Raw genomic sequence first — 1,326 nt, 5'->3', positions numbered from 1 at the left:
AAAAAGCCGAGATTTTCACCCCGACTCTCTTTCTTACTATTTATACGTGTATGTATTAGCTAGAAGGCACTTTAACATACTCATCGATGTCTTTAAAATTGACAATTGTTTTTGATTCGCAAATTTCTCGCATCTCTTCATCAGAATAATCCCAATAAATTTTAACAACTGCTGAGTTTGTTAATAATTTTTCAATTCTTCCTACCATGTTGCGTTCACGGAAGGTGAAGCGTATTTCGTCTCCTATATCTGGTCGTACAGACTCTTTTACAGTATTAATAACTTCTACTGCCTCATCGTAGGGTAAATCTAGTAATGATGCAATTCTCGACTTACTTGTACCACGACGTAATTCAGTTCCAACTAGTTCTTGCATTTCATCTGTGACTTTAATACTCATATATAGCCTCCTAGTTAACCATGCGCCTTCTAATTACCATTGTACCATATTTTGTATTTTAATAATAATTTAAAGGCTTACCCGTTGAAAAACGGCATTATATCTGGTTTTTTTCTAGGTAGAAGTATTTTGTGGCCTCGCGCCAGGTTAAGTTAGATAAGTCACTCTCATGGTTTTTTAAGAAATTTTCCACCCAATTTTGGTTGGTTTTCGCATAATCACGCAAGATCCAACCCATTCCCTTATTGATAAAAAATTCATCTGTATGCAAGCAATTTTCACAAGTTTCAGCTAATAAAATAGTATCTGTTTGCCCCTTCATCCCCAGTTGATGGATCATTGAAGTCCGCTTCAACCAGATATTATCCGATGAGCTCCACGCCGCCATTTCCGACTTCAAATCAGGATTCTTATGGACTAAATAACCGATTGTTTTAACCAAGGCATCCACCGAATCCCACCACGATTTTTGGACAATCAATGTTTTTAATCTAGGTAAATCATCCGGCTGCAAATATTTCTTCATTTCTTTCAAATAATCACAAACAATATATTGAAATTCTCTTTCGGAAAATGACCAAAATTCGTCAACAAAAGCCCAGTCAATGATTGCTTGATTAGGATTTTCCATGAAGCACAACTTTGCTTCTGCTTTCGCTTCCTTTAGGTAGGGTTTAAAAATGTCCCGGCGCGTTTGGCTTTTGATACCAAGAAATGGAAACTGGTTACGTTGGTACTTGGCCATCGGTTCAGCATCATCGCTTGCATGATCATACATTTCTTCAATTAAGTACTGCCAATTCACCATCGAATTCTCCCTATTGAATTTCCGCTAACAAGCTCACCAATTGGTCTTTAAATCCTTGGCTAGAAATCCTCTCTGCAACTCGGCAATTCGGCGCACGTTTGAATTCCTCTTCCCAGTC

The 1,326-nt window shown here is 37.6% G+C and carries 2 protein-coding genes; both read right to left on the bottom strand.

The window, feature by feature from the left end; translation table 11 throughout:
- Positions 1 to 55: 55 nt before the first annotated feature.
- Entirely contained in the window at positions 56 to 400 is a 345-nt protein-coding gene (locus ACRCJ0_RS14275) for a hypothetical protein (protein ID WP_003142778.1), read from the bottom strand.
- A gap of 97 nt (positions 401 to 497) precedes the next feature.
- Positions 498 to 1,208 (bottom strand): DNA alkylation repair protein, encoded by a 711-nt coding sequence (locus tag ACRCJ0_RS14270; protein WP_431390879.1) that lies wholly within the window; start codon positions 1,206 to 1,208, stop codon positions 498 to 500.
- Between the last annotated feature and the right edge of the window lie 118 nt (positions 1,209 to 1,326).

It is taken from the genome of Aerococcus sp. L_32, from assembly GCF_050689315.1.
This window is presented reverse-complemented; position numbering and strand designations above follow the sequence as displayed.

Coding starts and splice junctions, on each gene's coding strand:
- ACRCJ0_RS14275 (WP_003142778.1), bottom strand. CDS start 400: ATGAGTATTAAAGTCACAGATGAAATGCAAGAACTAGTTGGAACTGAA.
- ACRCJ0_RS14270 (WP_431390879.1), bottom strand. CDS start 1,208: ATGGTGAATTGGCAGTACTTAATTGAAGAAATGTATGATCATGCAAGC.